The organism is Rhodococcus sp. GA1, assembly GCF_024321955.1.
GTDB lineage: Bacteria > Actinomycetota > Actinomycetes > Mycobacteriales > Mycobacteriaceae > Rhodococcus > Rhodococcus pyridinivorans.
The window spans coordinates 4,469,990-4,491,302 of record NZ_CP097186.1 but is presented as its reverse complement, the minus strand read 5'-3'; the positions used below and the strand labels follow the sequence as shown (position 1 = coordinate 4,491,302).

20 protein-coding genes are annotated in these 21,313 nt (G+C 68.5%); 12 read left to right on the top strand and 8 right to left on the bottom strand.

Going from position 1 to position 21,313, the window contains the following annotated elements:
• Positions 1–341: 341 nt before the first annotated feature.
• Together M3330_RS20970 and M3330_RS20965 are read left to right on the top strand one after the other, a co-directional pair.
• Positions 342–2,090 carry a DEDD exonuclease domain-containing protein gene (locus M3330_RS20970; RefSeq protein ID WP_033097588.1) on the top strand — a complete coding sequence of 583 codons (1,749 nt, stop codon included), beginning with the start codon at positions 342–344 and terminating at the stop codon, positions 2,088–2,090.
• A gap of 32 nt (positions 2,091–2,122) precedes the next feature.
• A complete protein-coding gene (locus M3330_RS20965; RefSeq protein ID WP_006550005.1) occupies positions 2,123–2,398 on the top strand; it encodes an Lrp/AsnC family transcriptional regulator in 276 nt (91 codons plus the stop codon).
• Positions 2,399–2,481: 83 nt separating this feature from the next.
• Here the strand turns inward: M3330_RS20965 and trpD are convergent, their stop codons facing one another.
• Positions 2,482–3,561, bottom strand: a complete 1,080-nt coding sequence (gene trpD, locus M3330_RS20960) for an anthranilate phosphoribosyltransferase (protein WP_019289774.1) — start codon at positions 3,559–3,561, stop codon at positions 2,482–2,484.
• Positions 3,562–3,624: 63 nt separating this feature from the next.
• Entirely contained in the window at positions 3,625–4,080 is a 456-nt protein-coding gene (locus M3330_RS20955) for a hypothetical protein (protein ID WP_006550007.1), read from the bottom strand.
• A gap of 174 nt (positions 4,081–4,254) precedes the next feature.
• On the opposite strand from M3330_RS20955, the gene M3330_RS20950 reads away from it, so the two are divergent.
• The 6 genes from M3330_RS20950 to M3330_RS20925 all read left to right on the top strand — a co-directional run bounded on the left by M3330_RS20950 (position 4,255) and on the right by M3330_RS20925 (position 10,449).
• Complete coding sequence (locus tag M3330_RS20950) at positions 4,255–4,869, top strand: heme-copper oxidase subunit III (protein WP_006550008.1); 615 nt, start codon at positions 4,255–4,257, stop codon at positions 4,867–4,869.
• Positions 4,870–4,969: 100 nt separating this feature from the next.
• On the top strand, positions 4,970–5,806 hold the full coding sequence (locus tag M3330_RS20945) for a c-type cytochrome (RefSeq protein WP_255028968.1): 837 nt from the start codon (positions 4,970–4,972) through the stop codon (positions 5,804–5,806).
• Positions 5,803–6,930: a ubiquinol-cytochrome c reductase iron-sulfur subunit gene (locus M3330_RS20940; RefSeq protein WP_006550010.1), complete on the top strand. Its 1,128-nt coding sequence runs from the start codon at positions 5,803–5,805 to the stop codon at positions 6,928–6,930. Before M3330_RS20945 ends, M3330_RS20940 begins: the two co-directional genes overlap by 4 nt.
• Entirely contained in the window at positions 6,927–8,588 is a 1,662-nt protein-coding gene (locus M3330_RS20935) for a cytochrome bc complex cytochrome b subunit (RefSeq protein ID WP_024101297.1), read from the top strand. Before M3330_RS20940 ends, M3330_RS20935 begins: the two co-directional genes overlap by 4 nt.
• A 162-nt stretch (positions 8,589–8,750) precedes the next feature.
• Positions 8,751–9,434 (top strand): HEAT repeat domain-containing protein, encoded by a 684-nt coding sequence (locus M3330_RS20930; RefSeq protein WP_052040080.1) that lies wholly within the window; start codon positions 8,751–8,753, stop codon positions 9,432–9,434.
• Between the two features lie 4 nt (positions 9,435–9,438).
• Positions 9,439–10,449 carry a MerR family transcriptional regulator gene (locus M3330_RS20925; protein ID WP_255026216.1) on the top strand — a complete coding sequence of 337 codons (1,011 nt, stop codon included), beginning with the start codon at positions 9,439–9,441 and terminating at the stop codon, positions 10,447–10,449.
• Between the two features lie 108 nt (positions 10,450–10,557).
• Here M3330_RS20925 and M3330_RS20920 read toward each other — a convergent pair whose 3' ends face one another.
• Both M3330_RS20920 and M3330_RS20915 read right to left on the bottom strand, forming a co-directional pair.
• The gene (locus tag M3330_RS20920; protein ID WP_006554396.1) at positions 10,558–10,974 is read right to left on the bottom strand and encodes a cytochrome c oxidase subunit 4; all 417 of its coding nucleotides are present in this window, start codon (positions 10,972–10,974) and stop codon (positions 10,558–10,560) included.
• Between the two features lie 33 nt (positions 10,975–11,007).
• The gene (locus tag M3330_RS20915; protein ID WP_006554397.1) at positions 11,008–12,084 is read right to left on the bottom strand and encodes a cytochrome c oxidase subunit II; all 1,077 of its coding nucleotides are present in this window, start codon (positions 12,082–12,084) and stop codon (positions 11,008–11,010) included.
• Positions 12,085–12,437: 353 nt separating this feature from the next.
• On the opposite strand from M3330_RS20915, the gene asnB reads away from it, so the two are divergent.
• The gene (asnB, locus tag M3330_RS20910; RefSeq protein ID WP_006554398.1) at positions 12,438–14,363 is read left to right on the top strand and encodes an asparagine synthase (glutamine-hydrolyzing); all 1,926 of its coding nucleotides are present in this window, start codon (positions 12,438–12,440) and stop codon (positions 14,361–14,363) included.
• Between the two features lie 83 nt (positions 14,364–14,446).
• Here the strand turns inward: asnB and M3330_RS20905 are convergent, their stop codons facing one another.
• Entirely contained in the window at positions 14,447–15,421 is a 975-nt protein-coding gene (locus M3330_RS20905; RefSeq protein WP_033097585.1) for a carbohydrate kinase family protein, read from the bottom strand.
• A gap of 134 nt (positions 15,422–15,555) precedes the next feature.
• On the bottom strand, positions 15,556–15,906 hold the full coding sequence (locus M3330_RS20900) for an iron-sulfur cluster assembly accessory protein (RefSeq protein WP_006554400.1): 351 nt from the start codon (positions 15,904–15,906) through the stop codon (positions 15,556–15,558).
• Between the two features lie 141 nt (positions 15,907–16,047).
• Between M3330_RS20900 and M3330_RS20895 the strand changes: the two genes are divergently transcribed.
• The 3 genes from M3330_RS20895 (at position 16,048) to M3330_RS20885 (ending at position 18,947) form a co-directional block, all read left to right on the top strand.
• Complete coding sequence (locus M3330_RS20895; RefSeq protein ID WP_016693856.1) at positions 16,048–16,722, top strand: DUF3043 domain-containing protein; 675 nt, start codon at positions 16,048–16,050, stop codon at positions 16,720–16,722.
• A 369-nt stretch (positions 16,723–17,091) separates the two neighbouring features.
• Entirely contained in the window at positions 17,092–18,183 is a 1,092-nt protein-coding gene (cobT, locus tag M3330_RS20890; protein ID WP_006554402.1) for a nicotinate-nucleotide--dimethylbenzimidazole phosphoribosyltransferase, read from the top strand.
• The gene (locus M3330_RS20885) at positions 18,183–18,947 is read left to right on the top strand and encodes an adenosylcobinamide-GDP ribazoletransferase (protein ID WP_039585172.1); all 765 of its coding nucleotides are present in this window, start codon (positions 18,183–18,185) and stop codon (positions 18,945–18,947) included. Before cobT ends, M3330_RS20885 begins: the two co-directional genes overlap by 1 nt.
• Before the next feature lie 74 nt (positions 18,948–19,021).
• On the opposite strand, the gene M3330_RS20880 is transcribed toward M3330_RS20885, so the two are convergent.
• Positions 19,022–20,128, bottom strand: coding sequence for a branched-chain amino acid aminotransferase (locus M3330_RS20880; RefSeq protein WP_039585171.1), 1,107 nt, complete (start codon positions 20,126–20,128; stop codon positions 19,022–19,024).
• Between the two features lie 32 nt (positions 20,129–20,160).
• Positions 20,161–21,261 (bottom strand): glycine cleavage system aminomethyltransferase GcvT, encoded by a 1,101-nt coding sequence (gcvT, locus tag M3330_RS20875; RefSeq protein WP_033097582.1) that lies wholly within the window; start codon positions 21,259–21,261, stop codon positions 20,161–20,163.
• Between the last annotated feature and the right edge of the window lie 52 nt (positions 21,262–21,313).

Below are 21,313 nucleotides of genomic sequence, written 5' to 3'. Positions count from 1 at the left end.
CACCCCTGGAGGAATGCCGTCGCGGGGCAACGGTCCGATAACGGCGCGGTAACGGCCACTGTCCGGCGCGCCTCCGCTCGGGAGAGGCCCGGCGCCCGTTTCACCCGAGTTCCTTCCGGAAGAACCAGGTCAGGGCACGCTGACTCATCGACCGTCGACGAGGCGATGCGCCCGATTCGCCGGATTGTCGTTCCCGGAGGCCGATCGGTCTGTTCTCCGGCCTCCGTTTACCCTTCATCGAGCCGAAAAGAACGCAGTGTGATCCTCGTCTCCCCGTGCTCCGAACCCCGCTCCGAAGCCCGCTCGACGGCGTGTCGGTGACGCTTCCTAGGCTCTGCCGCATGACCTCGCCGCAACCATCCGCCCTCGGCGTGCAACTCGGTTTCGACGAGCTCGACACTCCGCTGCGCGAGACCACCTTCGTCGTCGTCGACCTCGAGACGACCGGCGGGAAGGCAGCCGAGGACGCCATCACAGAGATCGGCGCGGTGAAGATCCGCGGGGGCGAGGTGCTCGGCGAGTTCGCGACCCTCGTCGATCCGGGGCGACCCATCCCCCCGTACATCGTGCAGCTCACCGGCATCACCACCGCGATGGTCTATGCGGCGCCCAAGGTCGAGGAGGTGCTGCCCGCCTTCCTGGAATTCGCGTCCGGAGCGGTGCTCGTCGCACACAACGCCGGATTCGACGTCGGCTTCCTCGAGGCGGCCACGGCGCAGTGCGAACTCGCGTGGCCCCGCTTCCAGGTGCTGTGCACCGTCAAGCTGGCCCGCCGCGTCCTCGGACGCGACGAAGCGCCGTCGGTGAAGCTGTCCGCGCTGGCCGAACTGTTCCGGGTCTCCACCGTGCCCACCCACCGCGCCCTGGACGACGCACGCGCCACCGTGGACGTCCTGCACGCCCTCATCGAACGGGTCGGCAACCAGGGCGTCCACAGCCTCACCGAACTGCGCGACTATATGCCGGTGGTCACCGCCGAGCAGAGGGCCAAACGCGCACTCGCCGCGCATCTGCCGCGCAAACCGGGTGTCTACATGTTCCGCGGCCCGTCGGACGAGGTGCTGTACGTCGGCACGGCGGTCGACCTGCACCGGCGTGTCCGTACCTATTTCACGGGCTCCGAGACGCGACCGCGGTTGCGCGAGATGGTCGCGCTCACCACACGCATCGATCACGTCGAATGCGCCCACGGGCTCGAGGCCGGCGTCCGCGAACTCCGGTTGATCGCGGCCCACACCCCTCCCTACAACCGCCGGTCGAAATATCCGATGCGCGGTTGGTGGATCATCCTCACCGACGAGGCGTTCCCGCGCCTCGCCGTGAGCCGCACCCCCGGACCCGACTCGGTCGGCCCGTTCTCGGTGCGCGCCGACGCCGCGGATGTCGCGGCACTGCTCGCGGAGATGTGCGGTCTGCGCACGTGCACGCGCAGGATCGGCCGTACGGCCCGCCACGGCGACCGCTGCCCGCCCGTCGCGGTCGGGGGCTGCGCCGCAGCCGCCTTCGGGGTCCAGGACGCCTCCGCCTACGCAGCCCAGGTCGAGCGTGCGCGCGCGGTCGTCCGCGGAACCGCCGACGACGCCGTCGAATCGGCGCAGCAGCGACTCGACGCCCTCGTGCGCGACCAGCTGTTCGAGAACGCCGCCCGCCTCCGCGACCGCCTCGCCGCCGCCCTCGTCGCGCTGCGGCGCACGCAACGCCTCGCGGCGCTGGCGGCCGTCGACGAACTCGTCGCCGCGCGACCGCGGGCCGAGGGCGGGTGGGAGTTCGCCGTCGTGCGCGCCGGTCGTCTCGCGTCCGCCGGAGTGGCACCGCGCGGTGTGCGCCCGATGCCCGTCGTCGAGGCGATCGTCGCCGCGGCCGAGACGGTGCGGCCGTCACCCGGCCCGCTCCGGGGCGCGTCCCCGGAGGAGATCGGTCTGGTCGCACGTTGGCTCGACGGCGAGGGCATCCGCATCGTCCGGGCGAGCGAGGGCTGGTGCGAACCGACACGGGGTGCCGGCCGGTGGAGCACGTGGGCCGAGCTCGCCCGCGACGCCCGCGCGGTCCGCAGGCTCCTCTCCGCCGACGACCCGCACCGCTTAGGCTGATGCAATCCCCGAGGAAGGTTGAAGGAGACCCCATGATCAACGCGATCGTCCTGATCGATGCCGAGGCGAACCGTATCCCCGAGACCGCGCAAGCGGTGGCCGACCTCGACGGTGTCGACACGGTGTACTCCTGCGCGGGCGACGTCGACCTCGTGGCCGTGGTCCGGGTCCGCGACCACGAGAAGATCGCGGAGGTCGTCACCCGGGGCATCAACAAGATCGACGGCGTGACGAAGACCGTCACCCACATCGCATTCCAGTCGTACTCGAGCGCCGACGTCGAGGCCGGTTTCTCGATCGGGAACTGACACCCCGCAGCACCACCGACGACCGCCGGGCCCGCACCGATGCAGTGCGGGCCCGTCGTTCGTGTGTCCTTATTCTTCTCCGGTCATTTGTGTCCGGAACCGGCACCCAGCCGCGTGGTGACCTCGGCCCACTGCTCCAGGACGGCCGTGGCCCGGCCGCTGTCGATCGCCTCTGCCGCCGTCTCGAGCCCGGCCGTGAGGGCATCCTCGAGAACGCCGTCGACGCCCCGGAAAGCCGCGATTGCCCCGGCGGCGTTGAGGAGCACGGCATCGCGCACCGGCCCTGTCTCCCCCGCCAGCATCGCCCGCGCGATCGCCGCGTTCTCCGTGGCGTCGCCTCCGCGGAGTGCCTCGAGCGGAACCCGTTCGATACCGAGATCGCGCGGATCGAGCGTCACGACCCGGACCTCGCCGCCGTGGACGACGTGCACGCGCGAGGTCGTGGAGGTGGTCAGTTCGTCGAGACCGTCGTCGCCTCGGACGACGAGCGCCGAATTGCCGCGCTGCGCGAGCACACCGGCGACGGTCGGGACGAGCGGTTCGAAGGCGCACCCGATCAGGCCGGCGCTCGGGCGGGCCGGATTGGTGAGCGGGCCGAGGACGTTGAAGACCGTCGGGATGCCGATCTGCTTGCGCGGTGCGGCCGCGAAACGCAGCGCCGGGTGGTAGACCGGCGCGAAGCAGAATCCGATCCCGGCCTCGGCGACCGAGCGGGCCACCTCGTCGGGTCCGAGATCGATGTGCACTCCGAGCGCTTCGAGCACGTCGGCGCCGCCGCTCTTGGACGAGGCGGCGCGGTTGCCGTGTTTGACCACGCGAATACCCGCTGCGGCGACGACCAGCGAGGCCATCGTGGAGATGTTGACGGTGTTCGCCCGGTCGCCACCGGTGCCCACGACGTCGACCACGTCACCGTCGACCGGGACCAACCGGGCGTAGTCGAGCATCGTGTCGGCGAGTGCCCGCACCTCCTCGGGTGTCTCGCCCTTCATCTTCAGAGCGACACCGAAGGCCGCGATCTGAGCGGGAGTGGCGTTGTCGGAGAAGATCTCGCTCATCGCCCATCGCGCCTCCGCGGCGGACAGGTTCTGCCCGGCCGTGAGCACTCCCAGGACGGAGGGCCAGTTCTGCGTCACCTCGTCCGCGTCTCGCGTCGCGTTCATCGCACCTGCCCTCGCCGCATCTCGCTCCTCACCGGGCACCGGCGTGCCCTCCGACCGGTCAGCTTAGCCAGCGGAATCCTGCGGTTGCAGAGCGTCCCATCCCAGGGCCGTTCCACCGAGCCGCTGGGCAAGCGAGGCCATGCGCGACTTCTCCTGCGCACAGTGCAGTGCATCGAGGACCTGCACGCGCTGCAGGATCACCGAGGCGCCCGCGACGGCCGCGGCTGGGACGTTCCCGTCGCCGGTCCCGGCCACGACGTAGCCGTCCTGCCCGGCCAGTTCCGCCGCCCGGTCCACCCTGTCGGCGGGCAGGGCGAGGTGGTGCCGCAGAACCGCCTCGTCCTCGGCCTGCCACACAGGTGTCGCCTCGGCGGCACGCTCGAGCGCCGTCGAACACGCCTCCGCGTCGTCGAAGGACGAGACGACCACGACCAGGTCGGGCCGGTTCGCGTCGAGCGGTTCGCTGCGCCGACCGATCAGGGACCGCAGCCACCCCCGAACACCCTTTCCGGTACTCATGTCACCACGATCGCACGTGACCTCCGCGACCCTCCGAAATGTCCCGTGTGACACCCCTCCGAGCACCCGCCACCGAGTGCCCACCTGGAGAAATACAGGTCCGGGACCTGCACGGACGCGCCGATTTCGGCCCCGATTGCCCAAGACGTACTACGACGGGTCATACTAGCCAGCGTGACGAGCGCAGTAGGGACTTCAGGATCTGCAATCACACAGCGCGTGCACTCGTTGAACCGGCCCAACCTGGTCAGCGTCGGCACCATCGTGTGGTTGTCCAGTGAGCTCATGTTTTTCGCAGGGCTCTTCGCCATGTACTTCGTGGCACGGGCACAGGCCCCGGAGGGCATGTGGCCGCCCCCGCCCACCCACTTGAACCTGTGGTTGGCGGTACCGATCACCATGGTGCTGATCGCTTCTTCCTTCACCTGCCAGCTGGGCGTCTTCGCCGCCGAGCGCGGCGACGTCTTCGGCCTGCGACGGTGGTACATCATCACCCTCGGCATGGGCACCTTCTTCGTGCTCGGTCAGGGCTACGAGTACATCACCCTGGTGAAGGACGGCACGACCATCCCCGGCAGCGTGTACGGCTCGGTGTTCTACATGACCACCGGTTTCCACGGCCTGCACGTCATCGGCGGCCTCATCGCATTCGTTTTCCTGCTGTTCCGCACGAAGGTCAGCAAGTTCACGCCTGCGCAGGCCACTGCGGCCATCGTCGTTTCGTATTACTGGCACTTCGTCGACATCGTTTGGATCGCGCTGTTTGCCACGATTTATTTCATCCGTTAGCCAGCTGAACGCCCAGGCAGCCCCCTGACGTCCAGTCCGTCCCGACATAAAAAAAGGGATACAGATGAGTTCATCCCCACCTCTCGCCTCCGAGGGTGACATGCCCGGTCGATCCTCTGCAGCCGATGCTGCGAAGTCCCGCCGCCAGCGCAAGATGCGCCGGCGCGTCACCGGAGCGTTGGTCCTTGCGCTCGGTCTCCTCAGCGCAGGCTTCATCGCCTCCGCACTGACACCTTCCCCGCAGGTGGCTACAGCGCAGGACGACCAGAGCGCTCTGATCCGCGAGGGTCAGCAGCTCTACGAGACCTCCTGCGTGACCTGCCACGGTGTCAATCTTCAGGGCGTCCAGGACCGCGGTCCCAGCCTCATCGGTGTCGGCGAGGCCGCCGTCTACTTCCAGGTCTCCTCGGGCCGCATGCCGATGATGCGCAACGAGGCCCAGGCCCTCCGCAAGGACCCGAAGTTCGACGCTGCGCAGACCGACGCGCTCGGCGCGTACATCCAGGCCAACGGTGGAGGCCCGACGGTCATCCGCGACGAGAACGGCGAGATCGCCCAGTCGTCACTGCGCGGCAACGACATCGGACGCGGTTCGGAGCTCTTCCGCCAGAACTGCGCGTCCTGCCACAACTTCACCGGACGCGGCGGCGCGCTCTCGTCCGGCAAGTTCGCACCGAACCTGGATCCGGCCAACGAGCAGCAGATCTACACCGCGATGCTCACCGGCCCCCAGAACATGCCGAAGTTCTCCGATCGTCAGCTGACGGTCGAGGAGAAGAAGGACATCATCGCGTACATCAAGTCCGCCAGTGAGACGAGAGACCCGGGTGGCTACGGGCTCGGCGGCTTCGGCCCCGGTGCCGAAGGGCCGACCATGTGGGTCGTCGGCATGGTCGCCGTCGTCGGCGCTGCACTGTGGATCGGAGCAAGGTCATGAGTGGCGGCGAAACGCCGAACAAGCACACGGTCGAAGATCTCGACCGGATGAGCCGGGACGATCTCGTCACGCTCGGCACGAACCTCGACGGCGTCGACGTCGCGTTCCGCAAGGATCGCTGGCCCGTCGAAGGCACGCGTGCCGAGAAGCGGGCCGAGCGCAACGTCGCTTTCTGGTTCGCCCTCGCGGGCATCGCGGGTGTCGCGTTCATCGCGATCTACCTGTTCTGGCCATGGGAGTACCAGGGCATCGGCGACGAGAACTACGGCTGGTACAGCCTCTACACCCCGATGCTCGGACTGACCCTGGGTCTGTCCATCCTCGGCATCGGCGTGGGCGCGGTGCAGTTCACCAAGAAGTTCATCCCCGAGGAGGTGTCGATCCAGGATCGGCACGACGGCGGCTCGCCCGAGGTCGATCGCAAGACGATCGTCGCCGAGCTCTCCGACTCGCTCGAGACGTCCACCCTGCCGCGCCGTAAGCTGATCAAGCGCACCGCGATCTTCGGTGGTGGCGCGCTCGGCCTCGGTCTGATCATGCCGCTCGGCGGCCTGATCAAGAATCCGTGGGCCGAGGGTGACCAGTCGTCGCTGTGGGTGTCGGGCTGGACTCCGCGCTACCCCGGCGAGACCATCTACCTGCGTCGCGACACCGGCCGCCCCCAGGACATCGTCCTGGTGCGCCCGGAGGACCTCGACGCCGGCGGTATGGAGACGGTGTTCCCGTTCCGCGAGTCCGATCGCGGTGACGACCACGCTCTGCTGCAGAGCCTGCGCGGCATCCGCAACGCCGTCATGCTCATCCGCCTGCGCACCGAGGACACCGAGCGTGTCGTCAAGCGCAAGGGCCAGGAGAGCTTCAACTACGGCGACTACTTCGCGTACTCGAAGATCTGCACGCACCTCGGCTGCCCGACCTCGCTCTACGAGCAGCAGACGCACCGCATCCTGTGCCCGTGCCACCAGTCGCAGTTCGATGCGCTGGAGTACGGCAAGCCGATTTTCGGTCCCGCTGCTCGCGCACTGCCGCAGCTTCCGATTACAGTGAACGAAGAGGGCTTCCTGGTCGCCAACGGTGACTTTATCGAGGCACTCGGCCCGGCATTCTGGGAGCGTCGCCCGTGAGTACTGCAACCCCGTCCCGCGCCGCACAGATCGGCGAGAATCTCGATTCTCGCTACCACCTGTCCGCGGGCATCCGCCGCCAGATCAACAAGGTGTTCCCCACCCACTGGTCCTTCCTCCTGGGTGAGATCGCGCTCTACAGCTTCGTCATCCTGTTGATCTCGGGTATCTTCCTCACCCTGTTCTTCGACCCCTCGATGGCGCACGTCATCTACGAGGGCGTCTACACGCCGCTGCGCGGTGTGGGTATGTCCCGCGCCTACGAGACGACCCTGAACCTCTCCTTCGAGGTCCGCGGTGGTCTGTTCGTGCGACAGATCCACCACTGGGCAGCACTGATGTTCGCAGCGTCGATCGTCGTCCACCTGCTGCGCGTGTTCTTCACCGGTGCGTTCCGGCGTCCGCGTGAGGCCAACTGGGTGATCGGCTCGCTGCTGCTCATCCTGGCGATGTTCGAAGGCTTCTTCGGTTACTCCCTCCCCGACGACCTGCTCTCGGGCACCGGCCTCCGCGCCGCGTTCTCGGGCATCACGCTCTCGATCCCGATCATCGGTTCGTGGATGCACTGGGCGATCTTCGGTGGCGACTTCCCGGGTGAGCTGATCATCCCGCGCTTCTACGTCCTGCACGTGCTGCTCGTCCCGGGCATCATCCTGGCCCTGATCGCCGCGCACCTCGCGCTGGTCTGGTACCAGAAGCACACGCAGTTCCCCGGCCCCGGCCGCACGGAGCAGAACGTCGTCGGCGTTCGTATCCTCCCGGTCTTCGCCGTCAAGTCGGGTGCGTTCTTCGCGATGACCTTCGCGGTGCTCGCCCTGATGTCCGGCCTGCTGCAGATCAACCCGGTCTGGAACATCGGCCCGTACAACCCGTCGCAGGTGTCCGCCGGCTCGCAGCCCGACATCTACATGATGTGGACGGACGGCATGGCCCGTATCTGGCCCGCCTGGGAGCTGTACCTGTTCGGCCGGTACACGATCCCGCAGCCGTTCTGGATCGCGCTGATCATGGGCCTGGTGTTCGTCGTGCTCACGGTCTACCCGTGGATCGAGAAGAAGTTCACGAAGGACGACGCACACCACAACCTGCTGCAGCGTCCGCGCGACGTGCCGGTCCGCACCGGCATCGGGTTCATGGCCCTGGCGTTCTACGCCGTCGCCACGATCATGTGTGTCAACGACATCATCGCGTACAAGTTCGACATCTCGATCAACGCGACGACCTGGATGGGCCGCATCGGTCTCGTCCTGCTCCCGCCGCTCGCCTACTACATCGCGTACCGGTTCTGCCTGGGTCTGCAGCGCAGCGACCGTCAGGTGCTCGAGCACGGCATCGAGACGGGCATCGTCCGTCGCCTGCCGACCGGCGAGTACATCGAGATCCACCAGCCGCTCGGCCCGGTGGACGAGCACGGCCACCCGATTCCGCTGGAGTACCAGGCCGCCCCGGTTCCGAAGCGGATGAACAAGCTCGGCACCGCCGGCAAGCCCGGCTCCGGCAGCTGGTGGAGCCCGGACCCGGCCGACGAGGCCGCCGCTCTCGAGGCCGCCCACCACGAGGCCGAGCTCGAGCTGCGGAACACGCTCCGCGAGTACCAGGAGCGCGTCCACGGCAACGGAGACGGCGCAGCCCAGCTGCCCGACAAGTCGCAGCACTGATCCGCATCAGCGGCTCGTAACGGGGCCCCGGACCATCACGGTCCGGGGCCCCGTTCGTCGTTCGGGGGTTCTCCCATCCCCCACCGGATATCGTCCGGAGCGTACGTCTTGACCTTGACACTGTGACAAGCGCTCGAATGGGTCGTGAAGGAGGTGCCTCCCATGCGCACACATCAGGACCCGTCCACCCGCCTCGTCGAGGCCCTGTCCACCCGCCTCGTCGAGGCCCTGTCCGCCGACGACGCCTCCGTGCGTCTGCGCGCCGCACTCGAGTCGGGTACCGCACCCGATCCCGAAACGGTGACCGCTCTCGTCGACCGGTGCGCGGTGGAGCCGGACTTCTTCGTCCGCGACATGCTGACCTGGGCGCTGTGCCGTCTGCCGGCCGGGGTGACCGTGCCGCGTCTGCTCGCCGAGCTCGGTTCGGATGTCTCACAGGCACGCAGTCAGGCCCTGCACACGTTGTCGAAGATCGGCGATCCCGTCGCATGGCCGAAGGTTTCGGGGATGCTCCACGACGAGCACGACGAGGTGGCACGCAGCGCGTGGCGCGCGGCGGTCGCTCTCGTGCCACCGGGCTCGGAAAGCGGCCTCGCTGCGGCTCTCGGCGCCGAACTGGGCCGCGGCGACCGCGACCTACAACTGAGCCTCGGTCGCGCTCTCGCGGCACTCGACGAGGCCGCGGCGCCGGTCCTGGACACGGCGATGAACAGCCCCGACCCGCGCGTCCGCGCTCACGCGGAGGCCACCGAACGGATCCGCGTCGACCCCGACAGCGCGTTCGTCCTCTCTGTGGAGTCGGCGAAACGCGTCGCCGCACTCGGCGCGGACGGTATCCGGGAGTGAGCCGGTGCTGATCGGTGAGGTCTCGCGGCGCTCCGGTGTCAGCAGCCGCATGCTGCGGCACTACGACCGCCTGGGGCTGGTCACGCCGACTGGCCGTACCTCGGGCGGCTACCGCGAGTACACCGAGGACGACCTCAGGAGGCTCTTCCACGTGGAGAGTCTCCGGAGTCTCGGCCTGTCTCTGAACGAGGTCGGACGTGCGCTGGGGGAACCGGATTTCGCTCCGGCGGATCTGGTGCAGGAGCTGATCCGGCACACGCGCGAACGGATCGCCGCCGAGACCGAACTCCTCGCTCGTCTCGAAGGCGTCGACTCGGCCTCCCCCAGCGGCTGGGACGACGTCCTGCGCCTCGTCGCGCTGTTGCGCGCGTTCGAATCCGATTCCGGCTCCCGCCGCCAGCAGGCGATCCTGTCCCAGGACGAGGACACGACGCTGCCGGTCGCAGCGCTGGTCCGGGCGGCGCTGTCAGAGGAGGATCCGTTCGTCGCCGGCGCGCTGCGCTGGTCGCTCGCCCGAGCAGCGGAGGCATTCGACGCTGCGCTGCCGGCACTCGCGGAGGGCCTTCACTCCGACGAGGTGCCGGTGCGGCGACGGGCGATCGCGACACTCACGGAACTCCGTGTGCCCGAATCGACGAGGCTCCTGGAGGGGGCCCTCGACGACACCGATCCCAAAGCACGTTCCACGGCGGCTCTGACGCTCGGGGCGCGAGGGGTGGACGTGGCCGTCCCCGTGCTCGTAGAGATGATCGTGGAGGGCCGGTCGGACGTCGAGGCCGCCGAGGTACTCGGCCTGCTCGCAGATCGGCCGCTGTCGTCCGCCGAGATCGTGCGGTTGCTGCAGCACGCGCTCGGCGGCTCGGACGATGCCGGTGTCCGGCTACGTCTCACGCAGGCACTCGCGGAGATCCCCGGGTCGGCCGCCGACGACGCGCTCGAGGCTCTGACCGACGATCCGAATCGTACGGTTGCAGCGACCGCGAGGGTCGTCCTCACCACGCGTCGGGCTCCCTGAAGAACTGAACCTCGAGAACGACGACGGAAACGACGACGGAAACGACGACGGAAACGACGCAGGCGCCGCACCCGAAGGTGCGGCGCCCGTGTGGTCGAGGGTACCGGCTCAGTGCTTCTCGGGTCCGATGTGGTACTCGAACACCAGGCCGGCTGCTGCCGCGATGATGAGCGCGACCGCGAGGACGATCATCCACGGCTGGTAGAAGGCCAGTGCGATGGCGGCGAACGCTGCTGCGCCGGCGAGCAGGATCGGCCAATAGCTACCCGCACTGAAGAAACCGAGGTCGCCCGCACCGTCGCTGATCTCGGCGTCCTCGTAGTCCTCGGGACGGGTGTCGAGACGACGAGCAACGAAGCGGAAGTACGTTCCGACGATCAGGGTCAGACCGGCGGAGAGGACGATGGCCGTGAGGCCGGCCCATTCGATGCCCTTGTCCGAGAGCCCGGTGAACACGCCGTACACGATGGCGACGAGCACGAAGAACACCGTCACGACCTCGAAGAGCTTGGCTTCGATCTTCATATCAGCACTTGTCCTTGTCGGAGGGGGTGGCCGTCACTCGCCTGCGGCGACGGTCGCCGACCGATCCGTGCGGTCGGTCTTGAACGGAGTCGTCGAGGTCGCGATCGGGCTCTGGCCGATGGCTTCGAGCGCACGAGCGTTCGACAGGCCTTCGCCGCCGTCCTCGACCGGCTTGCGGAGCTCGATGTACCGGGCGAAGTCCTCCGGGCTGACCGCGCGGACCTCGAAGTTCATCATCGCGTGGTAGGTGCCGCACATCTCGGCGCAGCGGCCGACGAACGCGCCCTCACGCTCGATCTCGGAGATCTGGAAGACCGGATCGGAGTTGTTCTCACGCGGGTTCGGGTTCACGTCGCGCTTGAACAGGAACTCCGGCACCCAGAAGGCGTGGATGACGTCGGAGGACGCCAGCTGGAACTCGATGCGCTTCCCGGTGGGAAGAACGAGCACCGGAATCTCTTCGCTGGTGCCGATCGTCTCGATCTTGTCGTAGTGCAGGTAGGACAGGTCCTCGGCGGGCTTGCCGTGGATCGCTCCCGGAGCCTCGTGCTCCTCACCCGATTCACCGTGCGCGGTGGACGGGTCGAACGGCTCCTGTGCGACTGCCGCCTCGGCGACCTCGTCGATACCGTTGTAAGGGGCCGTGCCGTCCTGCAGATCGATCGTCCGGTAGCCGAACTTCCAGTTCCACTGGAACGCCGTCACGTCGACCACGACGTTCGGGTTGTCTTCCTTCTCCAGGACGTAGTTCTGCACCACGACCGTGAAGTAGAAGAGGACACACACGGCGACGAACGGCGCCGCGGTGTAAGCCAGCTCGAGCGGCACGTTGTATGCCGTCTGACGCGGGAACTCCGGATCGTCCTTCCGACGCCGGTAGGCAATGATCACCCAGAAGGTGAGTGCCCACACGAGAATTCCCATGACGAGGGCGGCGACAACCGACCACGTCCACAGTTCACGCATACGCTCGGCCTGAGGAGTGATGCCCTCCGGCCAGCCGAAACGAAGGATTTCTTCGCTCGAGCACCCGGTCAGCACCAAGGCTGCAATGCCGAGTGATGCTGCGAGCCCGAACCGCCGAAGGATCCGACCTTGCGCCACGTTCACGCCTTCCTGATCGCCGCAATTCCACTAGGGCACACCCGGAGGGCCGGCCCAATTACTACGCAGCGTAGACCAAACCCGGGCGCTATCCATCGCCGGGGCACGAAGAAAGTGTCGGACTGGGCGTTTCGACCGGAAGACCCGGCTCGTGACGTCGGTTTTCTCCTGTCGGGCGAATGATCGTCGGTGGCGTCCGGGCGCGGCTGCCCGATGTCGACCGTCTGCGGCATACTTCGGTAGAACCAACGCCGGACCCCGAGTGGTAGTTCCCGGTGTCATGCGCGGTGCGGTGTCCCGCGCTGGGCACCCACCGGGGTTCTTCGCGACACCCCCGACCGGAATGAGGTAACCCACGCGTGTGCGGATTGCTCGGGTTTCTGACCACTGACGGCACCAGCGACGACGCCGTCGCGAAGGTGGACTCCGCGATGCACTGCCTGCGCCATCGCGGCCCCGACGAGCACGGCACCTGGCACGACGCCGACCTCGTCTTCGGATTCAACCGGTTGTCGATCATCGACATCGCGCACTCGCACCAGCCGCTGCGCTGGGGCCCGCCGGAGCAGCCCGACCGCTACGCGCTGACCTTCAACGGTGAGATCTACAACTATCTCGAACTGCGCAAGGAGCTTACCGAGACGTTCGGTACCTCCTTCGCGACCGAGGGCGACAGCGAGGCGATCGTCGCGGCCTACCACCACTGGGGAGTGCGCGCGGTCCAGCGCCTGCGGGGTATGTTCGCCTTCGCGATCTGGGACACGCACACCCGCGAGCTGTTCGTCGCCCGCGACCCGTTCGGCATCAAGCCGCTGTTCCTCGCGACCGGCACCGGCGGTACCGCCTTCGGCAGCGAGAAGAAGAGTCTGCTGGAGCTCGCCGACGTGATCGGCATCGACACCGAGCTCGATCCTCGTGCGATCGAGCACTACACGGTGCTGCAGTACGTTCCCGAGCCCGAGACGCTGCACCGGCGGATCCGCCGGCTCGAGTCGGGCTGCTACGCGCGTATCACGCCCGGCGCCGAGCCGGAGATCACGCGATACTTCCATCCCACCTTCCCGGTCCGGCCGTTCGCGGCGGGCCGCGAACAGGATCGTTACCGCGAGATCGCCGAGGCCCTCGAGGACTCGGTGGCCAAGCACATGCGCGCCGACGTGACCGTCGGGTCGTTCCTCTCGGGTGGCATCGATTCGACGGCCATCGCCGCGCTGGCGATGCGCCACAACCCGAAGCTCATCACCTTCACCGCGGGTTTCGAGCGGGAGGGTTACTCCGAGGTCGACGTCGCCGCAGAGTCGGCGGCCGCGATCGGTGCCCGGCACGTGGTGCGGGTGGTCTCCCCCAGCGAGTTCGCCGCGGCTATCCCCGAGATCATCTGGTACCTCGACGACCCTGTGGCCGACCCGGCGCTCGTGCCGCTGTGGTTCATCGCCCGGGAGGCCCGCAAGCACGTCAAGGTCGTGCTGTCGGGTGAGGGCGCCGACGAGCTGTTCGGCGGTTACACGATCTACCGCGAGCCGCTGTCGCTGCGTCCGTTCGAGTTCCTGCCGCCGGCGCTGCGCCGGGCTGCCGGGAAGCTCTCGGAGCGCATCCCCGAGGGCACCCGAGGCAAGAGCCTGCTGCACCGTGGCTCGATGACGCTCGAGGAGCGCTACTACGGCAACGCCCGCAGCTTCAACGACGCGCAGCTGCGCTCGGTGCTGCGCGACTTCCGTCCGGAATGGACGCACCAGGACGTCACCGCCCCGATCTACGCGCAGTCTGCCGGCTGGGATCCGGTGGCACGGATGCAGCATCTCGACCTGTTCACGTGGCTGCGCGGCGACATCCTCGTCAAGGCCGACAAGATGACGATGGCCAACTCGCTCGAGCTGCGCGTGCCGTTCCTGGACTCCGAGGTGTTCCGGGTGGCGTCGCAGGTTCCGCTGGACCAGAAGATCACGAAACAGACGACGAAGTATGCGCTGCGGCAGGCGCTGGAGGGCATCGTCCCGCCACACGTGCTGCATCGCGCGAAGCTGGGCTTCCCGGTGCCGCTGCGGCACTGGCTGGCCGGCACGGAGCTGTTCGACTGGGCGCACGAGGTGATCGCCGAGTCGCAGACCGATCACCTGCTCGACAAGGGCGCGGTGGCGAAGATGCTCGACGAGCACCGGACCGGCCCGATCGATCACAGCCGTCGTCTGTGGACGGTGCTGTGCTTCATGGTCTGGCACGGCATCTTCGTGGAGAAGCGCATCGTGCCGCAGATCCAGGAGCCGGCCTACCCGGTCGAGATCTGATCACCCGACCCGTACGCGACGGCCGCGAACATCCCCGGGGATGTTCGCGGCCGTCGCGTTTCCAGGATCGGGTGTTCCGCCGCTCAGGCGCCGAGAATCGCGCCGATCTCGTCGGCGGCGGCGGTGCCGTAGGCGTCGGCGAGACGCTTGAGGGCGTCGGTGCGGTCGAAGTTCCACTCCTGCGTGCCGGTGGTCTCGAGGACGTGCACCGCGACCAGCGAGCCCAGCTGCGCGGCCCGTTCGATGCTCAGGCCGGAGCGGTGTCCGAGCAGGAAGCCGGCGCGGAAGGCGTCGCCCACACCGGTGGGGTCGACCTTTGCGCGCTCGGGCACCACACCGACCTGCACCTGGTTGCCGTCGCGGTCGACGATCGTCGCGCCGTCACCGCCGAGGGTGGTGATGCGCATGCCGACCTTCGTCTGCACCTCGTCCTCGGTGAGACCGGTCTTCTGCAGCAGCAGTCCCCACTCGTACTCGTTGGTGAACAGGTACTCGGCGCCGTCGATGAGTTGCTCGGCCTGCTGCCCGTCCAGGCGGGCGAGCTGCTGGGACGGGTCGGCGACGAACGGGACGCCGAGCCGGCGGCACTCCTCGGTGTGCCGGATCATCGCGTCGGGATCGTTGGCGCCGACGAGCACGAGGTCGACGCTGTGCTTGCTCACCACGTCGGCGATGGAGATCTCGCGGGCCTCGGACATCGCACCGGGGTAGAACGAGGCGATCTGCGCCATGTCCAGGTCGGTAGTGCACACGAAGCGGGCGGTGTGGGCGGTCTGCGAGATCCGCACCGACGAGCAGTCGACCCCGTGGTCCTCGAGCCAGGTGCGGTACTCGGTGAAGTCGGCGCCGACGGCGCCGACGAGCACCGGCGTTCCGCCCAGGACACCCATCGCGAAGGCGATGTTGCCGCCCACTCCGCCGCGCCGGACGACGAGGTCGTCGACGAGGAAGCTCAGGGAGATGTGCGCGAGCTGGTCGGCGAGCAGCTGCTCGGCGAACCGGCCGGGAAAGCGCATGAGGTGGTCGGTGGCGATGGAGCCGGTCACGGCGATAGTCACGTGGCTGAGCCTTTCCGCGGATGTCGATGGTGTGGCTGCTCACACGGAGAGCCGGAGCGGTCCCACGGTACTACCGCGGAAACGACGGAACCCCAGCGCCGTGAAGCGCCGGGGTTCCGAGGTGCGTTCTCGGTTCAGTTGAACGAGTCGCCGCAGGCGCACGACCCCGTGGCATTCGGGTTGTCGATGGTGAAGCCCTGCTTCTCGATGGTGTCGACGAAGTCGATCGACGCACCCTCGACGTACGGCGCGCTCATCCGGTCGACGGCGAGCGTCACACCGGCGAATTCTTTCGTGAGGTCGCCGTCCAGCGTGCGGTCGTCGAAGAACAGCTGGTACCGCAGACCGGCACAGCCTCCGGGCTGCACGGCGATACGCAGTGCGAGGTCGTCGCGGCCCTCCTGATCGAGCAGTGCCTTCGCCTTCGCAGCGGCGGCCTCGGTCAGGATGACGCCGTGAGTATCGGTCTCTTGCTGCACAGTCATGGGCGCTCCCTGTCGTTCGTGTCGAAACCCGATGGTTCAACGGTACCGCGCCGGAATCTATTCCTCGTGGACGAGTTGCGCCGAGCGTGGTATGGCGTGCGGAATTTCCCGCTTCTCTCCACTATCCCATAGCCTGGTGGTGTGAAGTTGCTACGCCGCGGTGGTTCCGACGACTCCGCCGATCACCAGGTTCCTGCGACCGAGGACTCCCCGGCCGCGACTCCCGACGATTCCGCGTCCGCGAAGGCGACGACCGGTAAGGGGCGTCCGACGCCCAAACGGCGCGACGCCGAGAACCGTCGTCGCGGTCCCGTCGCCCCCGCTCCCCTGACTGCGAAGGAAGCCCGCGAGCGCCGCAAGGCCGCGCGCAAGTCGCAGAGCAAGGAGGAGCGCAAGGCGGCCGCCGCGCAGCGTCGCGCCGACGCGTCCGAGCGTCGCAACCGGATGCTCGCGGGCGAGGAGAAGTACCTGCTCCCCCGCGACCGCGGCCCGGTGCGCGCCTACGTGCGCGACATCGTCGACAGCCGGCGCAATCTCGTCGGCCTGTTCATGCCGCTCGCGCTCGTGCTCATCATGTCGATGTTCCTCGGGCCGGTGGTGCAGCAGTACGTCACGCTCGCGATGTTCGTGATGATGTTCCTGATGATCATCGAGGGCATCTATCTCGGGCGAATGGTCAACAAGAAGGTGCGCGAGCGCTTCCCCGATTCGACCGACGGTGGCTTCGGCCTCGGCTGGTACGCCTTCGTGCGCGCCTCCCAGATCAAGAAGCTGCGTGCACCGCTCCCCCGGGTCGGCCCGGGGGACGCCGTCTGACCTCCCGGCGACCTCAGTTGTGAGGCGCCCCGCACACCACCGGCGGTAGCTCCGGATCTCGGCCGCGGCCTGCACGTCCTGCGACATGCGGTGCCGCGGCCGAGTCGTCCGTGCGGGGCGCTCCCAGTGGAGTCGCCAGGGCGCGCGCCGGACCCAGGCCGGCGCGGTAGCGGTCCGCCGGCGGAGCACCTCGAGACCGATGACCAGGGTGGACAGGACCAGGACGGTGACTGTGAGTTCGATCATGTCTCGATCCTCCGACCGAATCCGATCGCCGAGAAGTGGCAGTGATGACGCATAGCATCGGATTTCTGCCAGAGCGGGCGGTTGATAGCGTTCTCGCGTGAAGATCCGTCCGAGAGGTGACCTGTGACCAGCGGTTCCGATTCCCCCGCCGACGTCGAGTTCCCGCGCGTCGACCCACCCGATCTCGAAGCACGCGTCGCCGCCGAGGAACGCCAGCGGGATCTGACGAAACCCGCCCGCTCACTCGGACGGCTCGAGGAACTCGGGTGCTGGGTCGCCGCCTGTCAGGGCGAGGTCCCGCCCCATCCCTTCCGCCGACCGCGGGTCGTGGTCTTCGCAGGTGACCACGGCGTCGCGCGCAACGGGGTCTCGGCCTATCCGCCGGAGGTCACCGCGCAGATGGTGGCGAACCTGTCCGCGGGTGGCGCCGCCGTGAACGTGCTCGCCGCCGCCGCGGGCGCAGGAGTGCGGGTCGTCGACATGGCAGTCGAGAGCGACACCTCCCCCGAGGTGTCCGAGTTCAAGATCCGTCACTCGAGCGGCAGCATCGACCGCGAGGACGCGCTCACGCACGACGAGACGGTCCGCGCGATCGAGGCCGGCCGTGCGCTCGCCGACCGCGAGGTCGACGAAGGCGCCGATCTCCTCGTCGCGGGCGATATGGGGATCGGGAACACCACTCCTGCAACCGTTCTCATCGCCATCCTCACCTCCACCGAACCCGTGGCCGCGGTCGGCCGCGGCACCGGCGTCGACGACGCGGGGTGGATGCGCAAGGTCACCGCGATCCGCGACGCCATGTGGCGGGCGCGGCCCCACGTACGCAATCCCGTCGCCCTGCTGCGCACCGCCGGTGGCGCGGACTTCGCTGCGATGGCGGGATTCCTCGCGCAGGCCGCGGTCCGCCGGACGCCGGTGATCCTCGACGGCGTCGTCGTCACCGCTGCTGCGATGGTCGCCGAGGAACTCGCACCCGGCGCGGCACGCTGGTGGGTGTCCGGTCACCGGTCGGCCGAACCCGCCCACACCATCGCGCTGCGTCATCTCCGGCTCGAACCGATCGTCGACCTCGGTATGCGCCTCGGTGAGGGATCGGGAGCCGTGACGGCGCTGCCGGTGCTGCAAGGTGCGGTCGCGATTCTCGCGCAGATGGCCACCTTCTCCGAAGCGGGCGTGAGCACCCGCGACGAGAGCGCCCCGGCAAACGCCGACTGATGATCCGCGCCTGGCTCGGCGGGGTCGCGCTGGCCCTGTCGTGGTTGACGGTCCTGCCCGCGCGAGGCCCGACGGAGATCGACCGGACGGTCGCCGGACGTGCGATCTCCGTGGCGCCGATCGCCGGTGCCGTACTCGCCGCCGCGGCCACCGCCGTCTGCCTGATCGGTTCCGCCGTCGGGACGCCACCACTGGTGACGGGCCTGGTGTGTGTCGGGGTGCTGGCGGTCGGCACCCGCGGAATGCACGTCGACGGCCTGAGTGACACCGCCGACGGTCTCGGCTGCTACGGCCCGCCCGAGCGGGCGCGCGAGGTGATGCACAGCGGCGGCGCGGGTCCCTTCGGTGTGGCGGCGCTCGTCGTCGTCCTCGGTCTGCAGGCCGCCTCGTTCGGTGCGCTCGTCGACACCGACGCGTGGGGGGCGGTCGGGTTCGCGGTCTTCTCCGGACGTGTGGCCGTGGTCGTCGCGTGCCGGCGCGGTGTCCCGGCAGCGCCCGGCAGCGGCTTCGGCTCGCTCGTGGCGGGGACGCAGGGTGTCGTGCCGATCACGGTGTGGACGGTGGCCGCGGTGGCACTGTCGCTCGTGTGCCTGCCCGGTCCGCTCTGGGCGGGACCGCTCGTCGTCACGGTGGTGCTGGTCGCCTCGGTGCTTTTCGCCCGTCACTGCGTCGCGCGCTTCGGCGGCATGAACGGCGACGTGCTCGGCGCGGTCACCGAGGGCACGGTCTCTGCCGTCGCGGTGGCTGCGGCGGCCTTGTTCTAGATCGCACTGCGTCCGGAAACGACGAAGGGGTGCTGCCGGAAATCCGGCAACACCCCTTCGCGTTCGTGGCTACGTCACTTGCGCAGCGTCGTCATCCATCCGTGGGTGTCGGCGAAGGTACCGCGCTGGATGCCGGTCAGGGTGTCGCGCAGGGCCATCGTGATGGGGCCGGGCTCGCCGTCGGCGATGGTGAACTCGCCGTCCTTGTCCTTGACGCTGCCGACCGGCGTGATGACCGCGGCGGTACCGCACGCGAACACCTCGGTGATCTCACCGCTGCCGGCCTTCTCGCGCCACTCGTCGGTGCTGATGCGTCGCTCCTCGACCGAGAGACCGGAGTCCTCGGCGAGGGTGAGCAGCGAGTCGCGGGTGATGCCGGGGAGCAGCGAGCCGGACAGCTCCGGGGTGACCAGACGCGCGTCGGCACCGGACCCGTACACGAAGTACAGGTTCATGCCGCCCATCTCCTCGACGTACTTGCGCTCGATCGCGTCGAGCCAGACCACCTGGTCGCAGCCCTGCTCGGCAGCGTGCGCCTGCGCGACGAGCGAAGCCGCGTAGTTGCCGGCGAACTTCGCGGCGCCCGTGCCGCCCGGGGAGGCGCGCACGTACTCGCGGGAGAGCCACACGTTGACCGGCTTCACGCCGCGCGGGAAGTAGGCACCCGCCGGGGACGCGATGACGAGGAACTTGTATTCCTTCGCGGGCCGCACGCCGAGAGCCGGCTCGGTCGCGAAGGCGAAGGGACGCAGGTAGAGCGAATCCTCGCCGCCGGCGGCGGGAACCCACTCGTTGTCGACCTCGACCAGCTCGGTGATCGCCTTCACGAACAGCTCCGGCGGCAGGTACGGCATCGCGAGCCGCTCCGCGGACCGGTTCATGCGCGCGGCATTGGCGGTCACGCGGAACGACGCGATGCTGCCGTCGGCCTGCCGGTAGGCCTTGAGACCCTCGAAGATCGCCTGCCCGTAGTGCAGGACCATCGCGGCCGGGTCCAGGGATATCGGGGTGTACGGCTCGACTTTCGCGTCGTGCCAACCGATCCCGCCGGTGTAAGTGATCGACACCATGTGATCGGTGAAGTACTGCCCGAAACCGGGATTCGACAGAACCTCCTGGCGCCGCTCCGCAGAGCTCGGTGAAGGATGCTGGACGCGGGCGAATTCGAGGACACCTGTCATGGAGGACAATGGTACAACCGCCTGCAGAAGCCCTATCTGGTGTGGTCCTCGACGAACGGCGGAGCCACCACTTCGGCGCGCAGCGACCGTCCGCGCACGTCCACGCTCACTTCGTCGCCCGGTTCGAGTCCGGCGGCGGTGTCGAGGAGTGCGAGGGCGATGCCGATCTTGAGGGTCGGCGAGAAGGTGCCCGAGGTGGTCCGCCCTACCTCGTCACCGTCGCGACGCACGGTCAGGTCCTGACGCAGGACGCCGCGGTCGAGCGCCCGCAGGCCCCACAGTTTCCGTGCCGGGCCCGCCTCCTTCTCGCGGACCAGCGCGTCGCGACCCCAGAACTGCGGCTTCTTCCAGCCCACGGCCCAGCCGACCCGCGCTTCGAGCGGCGAGATGTCGACGGACAGCTCGTGCCCGTGCAGCGCGTAGCCCATCTCGGTGCGCAAGGTGTCGCGGGCGCCGAGACCGGCGGCCTGACCGCCCTGTGCGCGGACGGCGTCGAGCAGCGCGCGGAAGACACCTTCGGCGTCGTCCCAGCGCGGCAGCACCTCGTAGCCCCGTTCACCGGTGTAGCCGCTGCGGCACACGCGCACCGGAGCACCCTCGTACTCGGCGTCGGCGAAGCCCATGTAGGCGATGTCGGTGGGCAGGCCGAGCGCCTCGAGGACCTCGACGGCCTTCGGCCCCTGGACGGCGAACACCGCGTGGTCGCGATGCTGGTTCGTCACTGTGACGCCGGCCGGTGCCGCGGCGGTCAGCGCCTCGACGACCGCTGCGGTGTTGGCCGCGTTCGGAACGAGGAAGAGCTCGTCGTCGGAGACGTGGTAGACGATCAGGTCGTCGACGACACCGCCGTTCTCGGTGCAGCACAGGGTGTACTGCGCCTTGCCGGGACCGATGCGGGTGAGGTCGTTGCTGAGCGTGGTGTTCAGGAACTGGGCGGCATCCGGTCCGGCGACGAGTGCCTTGCCCAGGTGGCTGACGTCGAACAGTCCCACGTTCTCGCGCACGGCCGTGTGCTCGGCGACCGTCCCTGCGTAGGAGACCGGCATCTCCCAGCCGCCGAACGGAGCGAAGGTCGCACCGAGTTCGACGTGCACGGTGTGGATGGGGCCCTGCTTCAGTTCCTCGTCGCTCATGGCGTACGACGCTATCCCACCGCCACCGTGTCCGACAGCGACGCCGGGCGTC